At 75.1% G+C, this 4,490-nt stretch carries 5 protein-coding genes; 1 reads left to right on the forward strand and 4 read right to left on the reverse strand.

Annotation, left to right across the window (positions count from 1 at the left end; translation table 11 throughout):
* Positions 1 to 1,539, forward strand: a 1,539-nt coding sequence (locus tag AC1MIR_RS22395; protein ID WP_480030404.1) for a DUF6212 domain-containing protein, incomplete at its 5' end; no start/stop codon positions are given.
* Positions 1,540 to 1,551: 12 nt separating this feature from the next.
* Here the strand turns inward: AC1MIR_RS22395 and AC1MIR_RS22400 are convergent.
* The 4 genes from AC1MIR_RS22400 to cysC all read right to left on the reverse strand — a co-directional run.
* On the reverse strand, positions 1,552 to 1,800 hold the full coding sequence (locus AC1MIR_RS22400; protein ID WP_480030405.1) for a DUF3126 family protein: 249 nt from the start codon (positions 1,798 to 1,800) through the stop codon (positions 1,552 to 1,554).
* A gap of 68 nt (positions 1,801 to 1,868) precedes the next feature.
* Positions 1,869 to 2,699 carry a sulfotransferase family protein gene (locus AC1MIR_RS22405; RefSeq protein ID WP_480030406.1) on the reverse strand — a complete coding sequence of 277 codons (831 nt, stop codon included), beginning with the start codon at positions 2,697 to 2,699 and terminating at the stop codon, positions 1,869 to 1,871.
* Positions 2,696 to 3,478 carry a hypothetical protein gene (locus tag AC1MIR_RS22410; protein WP_480030407.1) on the reverse strand — a complete coding sequence of 261 codons (783 nt, stop codon included), beginning with the start codon at positions 3,476 to 3,478 and terminating at the stop codon, positions 2,696 to 2,698. Before AC1MIR_RS22410 ends, AC1MIR_RS22405 begins: the two co-directional genes overlap by 4 nt.
* A gap of 19 nt (positions 3,479 to 3,497) precedes the next feature.
* Positions 3,498 to 4,490: adenylyl-sulfate kinase (cysC, locus tag AC1MIR_RS22415; RefSeq protein WP_480030408.1), on the reverse strand; the 993-nt coding region annotated here is incomplete at its 5' end.

The raw sequence follows: 4,490 nt of genomic DNA on the forward strand, positions 1-4,490 counted from the left end.
CGCCGCCGCCGGCGGCGCGCGCGCGGCGGCGCGCCGCCGCGGCCGGCGCTGGCGCTGGAACTGGCGCCGATCGGCGCGGCCGCCGCGGCGCCGCCCGCGACGCAGGCGCTCGGCCGCACCGCGGCGGGGATCTGCACGGTGGAGCTGCACCTGGCGATGCCGGGCACCGGCGGGCTGCATGTCCGGCTGCTGGACGGCGAGCGGGTGGCCGGCAGCTGGCGCGTGCCCGAGGCGGCACGGCGCGCCGGCTGGCTCGCGCTCGACCTGCCCGAGCCGGCGGCGGAGACGGCGGCCGAGGCGGTGCTGGAGGTCTCGACCGATGCGGCGGAGGCGCCGCCGCTGCTCTCGCTGGTGGCCGACCGGCCGCAGGCGGGGCTGGCGCTGCGCCTCTGGGTAGCGGGGCCGGGCTGGTCGGTGCTGCCGCGGCATTTCGACTGGCCCGCCATGGGCGCGCTCCGCCCTTCCCTGCCGCTGCCCCTGCCGGCCGCGCTGCTGGCCGAGGCGGTGCCGGAGGGCGCGCGGGCCGAGCTGGTCGGCGTGGGCGAGGAGGCGCCGCGCCTCATGCTCGAGCTGCCGGCGGGCGGCGAGATGCTGCTCCGCCTGCCGCCGCTGCCGGTCGGGCCGGCGGACCTGCTGCGGCTGCGGCTGTTGCGGCCGGTCGGTGCGGAAGCCGGCATGGAGGCGGCGCTCGCGGTGGAGGGCGCGCAGGGCGCATCGGGCACCGGCTGGCGCCCGGTCGGCCCGCGCGCCGAGCTTGCCCTGCCCCTGCCCCAGGGCGGGATGGCGGCGCCGCGTCTGGGGCTGCGCCACCAAGGGCGGCGGCCGGCGCTGGTCGAGGTGGAGAGCCTGGCGCTGGTCGCCGGCGCGGCCGGGGAGCGGCGCGTGGCGCCGCCGGCCGAGATCGCCGCCGGGCGCGGGCGCTACGCCGTCGCGATGCCCTACGGACCGACCCTGCCGGCCTGGCGCAGCGCGCCGCCGGCCCCGCTGCCGCCGCCGGCCGCGCCCGGCGGACATGGCCGGGCCGCGCTGGCCCTGCCGCGCGCGGCCGGCGGGCCGGTGCCGCCGCGCATGCCCGCCGCCGCCACGGGCTTCCAGGAGCTGCGCCTCAACCAGCATCTCGACAATGCCGGCTCCGGCTATCGCCACCTGGACGTGGCGATCAGCGGGCTGGTCTCCGCCGCGGGGCTGTGGCGGCAGGTGCGGCTGAAGCTGTTCGAGCGCCGCGGCGTCGCCGGGCTGGAATTCCGCCAGGCCAAGGGCTGGCCGCCGATGTTCGATGTCTGGCCGGAAGGCGGCAGCGACGGCTACGGCCCGTTCTGGCGGCTCGAGACCGAGGTCACGGCCCTGGCGCTGGCCGCCCTCGGCACGCCGCATGACCGGGCGCTGATCGCCGCGCTGATGGACGTGCTGCCGGAGATCGCGGGACAGGCCAGCCGCGCGGCGCGGCTGGACGCGGCCGAGGCCGAGCCCTGGATCGGCCTGGCCCGCCGCGTGACCGAGGCGGTGGCGGCGGCGCGCGGCGCCGGGCGCCCCGGCTGAGGGGCCGCGCGGCTACTTCCGCCGCGGGGCGGCCGCGCCGGCAGCCGGCGGGGCCGGCAGGTCCTCCTCCAGCACGGTGATGTGCACCGCGTAGGAGACCTCGCCTTCCTCGTCGTCGCGATGGACGGTGCCGATCACCTCGTCCTGCACCATCACCTCCACCGACATCCCCTTGCGCGCCGGCGCCACGAGGCTGATCCGCTCCGAACCGAGCAGGCGCCGCAGATAGGCCTGCACGCGAGCGATGTCTGATGGCGTCATGCGTCGGAACTCCCGGGTATGCCGCCCTGCTATGCACCCGCCGCCGGCACGGGTCGAGACGGGCGGGCTCAGGCGGCGGCCGGCGCCCGCGCATCGAGGAAGGCGGCGAGCGGCGCGGCGATCGCCTCCCAGTCGGCGGCGATCGCCCGGTGGATGCCGAGGTCGAAGGCGTTCAGCTCCTCGATCCGCGCCTGCAGCGCCGGATCCTCCAGCGCGCGCATCACCGCCTCCTTGTCCTCCGCCGCGCCGTCGTTCACCCGCTTGCGCGCAGCCGGCGCGGAGGGCCTGCCGGCGAGCAGCGTGGTGAGCGCGCGATAGCCCAGCGCGTAGCGCTCCTGCACGCCGACGAAGGCGTAGCGGTTGCGCAGCGCGGCGAGGCCGGCGGCGATGTCGCCCTCCTGCACCATGCGCGGCGGCAGCAGGTGGCGCGCGATGCGGTTGCGCTGGCCCTTCAGCTCGACGAAGGCGGCGAAATCGGGGATGCGCGCGCGCACCTCGGCGGCCAGGGGATGCATCGTCGAGCGCTGGTAGAGATAGTCGGAGACGAGGCGCGAGACCGGCTCGCGCAGCATGGTGAACAGGGCGGTGCCCGGGATCGCCTGCAGGATGCGCTGCACATGGCGGAACTGCACATGGCCGGAGGCGATCCGGCTGGGCGAGGCGGCCTGCGCGGCGATGAAGGCCTCGGTGACGGTGTCGTAGCGCTCTGGCGCCGGGCGCGAGCGGTCGAGATGGTCGATGTGGATGCTGCGATAGGGCGGGATCAGCGCGGCGAGGTCGGCCGCGAGCGAGCTGCCCGCGGTCTTCGGCACATGCACGAACAGCCAGAGCGGCGGCGCCTCGCGCGGCGCGAGCCAGGCCTCGAAGCGGCCGGCGAGGAGCAGGCGGGCGGCGCTCATGCCAGGCGCTTGGCCAGCGCGTCGCGCACCCGCTGCCAGCGGGGCGCCACGGCCTCGTAGATCGCGACGTCGAGCGGGTTCGCCGCGCGGATGCGCGCCGCCACCTCCTCCGGCACGGCGCGCGCGCCCTCCTCCTCCGCGCCGACATTCTCGCGCACGGTCGGCCAGGCCGGCGACCCGAGCAGCGTCGTCAGCACGCGGAAGCAGAGCGGATACATCTCCTGCACGCCGATGAAGTCGTAGGTCGCCAGCACATGCGCGACGCAGGAAGCTGGATCGCCGCTGTCCAGGATCTCGCGCGGGACCAGGTGCTCGGCCGTCTTGTTGCGCTCCGAGGCGAGCGCGAGATAGGCGTCGAGATCGGGCACCCGCGCGGTGAACTCGGCATGCACCGGATGGCGCGGCGATCCCTGGTAGCGGTAGTCGGAGATCACGCGGCTGACCGGCTCGCGCAGGAAGGTGACGAGGCGGGTGCCGGGCAGCGCGGCGCGGATGCGCGCGACATGGCGCGCCAGGATATGGCCGGAGGCGAAGCGCACCGGGCCTTCCGCGGCCTGCGCCAGGAACCGCTCCACCGCCTGGTCCATGCGCTCATGGAAGCTGCGCGCGGTGTCGGTGTAGTCCACGACGATGTTCACGTCCGGCTGCAGGATGGTCGCGATCTCCCGCCGCAGCGAGGTGCCGGCGGTCTTCGGGACATGCACGAACACGACCGGCCCCTCGGCGGGCGCCGCGGCGCGGAAATAGGCCGCGAAGCTGCCCTCGAAGAGCAGCCGCATCGGGCCCGCCGCGGCCGCCTCAGGCGTCGAGGATGCGCCGGACATGGGCGAGCACCAGCTCGGCGGATTGCTCGGGCGTGAGGCCGAGCGTGTCGATGCGCAGCTCCGGCGCCTCCGGCGCCTCGTAGGGCGAGGAGACGCCGGTGAAGTTGGCGATCGCGCCCCGCACGGCCTTCGCGTAGAGGCCCTTCGGGTCGCGCTTCATGCATTCCTCGATCGGCGTGTCCACGAAGACCTCGAGGAACTCGCCCGGCTGCATCAGCTCCCGCACCATCCGGCGCTCGGCGCGGAAGGGCGAGATGAAGCTGCACAGCACGATCAGCCCCGCATCCACGAAGAGCTTGGCCACCTCGCCCACGCGGCGGATGTTCTCCACGCGGTCCTGGTCGGTGAAGCCGAGGTCGCGGTTGAGGCCGTGGCGGAGGTTGTCGCCGTCGAGCGTGTAGGTGTGCCGCCCCTCGGCGTGCAGCGCCTTCTCCACCAGCTTGGCGATGGTGGACTTGCCGGAGCCCGAGAGGCCGGTGAACCACAGAACCAGCGGCTTCTGGTGATCGAGCGCGGCGCGCGCCGCCTTGTCCACCAGGAATTCCTCGGCGTGGATGTTGGTGGCGCGGCGCAGCGCGAAGTCCACCATCCCGGCGCCGGCGGTGCGGTTGGTGAAGCGGTCCACCAGGATGAAGGCGCCCGTCGCGCGGTTCTCGGCATAGGGATCGAGCGGCACGCGCTGCGCGAGCGCCAGGTTGCAGACCGCGATCTCGTTGAAGGCCAGCTTCTTCGCCGGCTGCTGCTCCAGCGTGTTGACGTCCACCTTGTGCTTGATGGCGGTGACCGAGGCGGTGGTCCAGAGATTGCCGAAGCGCGCGAGGTACTGGCGGCCCGGCAGCAGTGCCTCCTCGTCCATCCACAGCAGGTGGGCGGCAAACTGGTCGGTCACCTCCGGCCGGTCGGCGAGCGGGGCGAGGACGTCGCCGCGCGCCACGTCCACCTCGTCGGCGAGGCAGATCGTCACCGC

It is taken from the genome of Falsiroseomonas sp. RANM36, assembly GCF_056682175.1.

What these genes read in the sequence shown, in the direction of transcription:
- AC1MIR_RS22400 (WP_480030405.1), bottom strand. Translation starts at nt 1,800, where the DNA reads ATGACGCCATCAGACATCGCTCGCGTGCAGGCCTATCTGCGGCGCCTG.
- AC1MIR_RS22405 (WP_480030406.1), bottom strand. Translation starts at nt 2,699, where the DNA reads ATGAGCGCCGCCCGCCTGCTCCTCGCCGGCCGCTTCGAGGCCTGGCTC.
- AC1MIR_RS22410 (WP_480030407.1), bottom strand. Translation starts at nt 3,478, where the DNA reads ATGCGGCTGCTCTTCGAGGGCAGCTTCGCGGCCTATTTCCGCGCCGCG.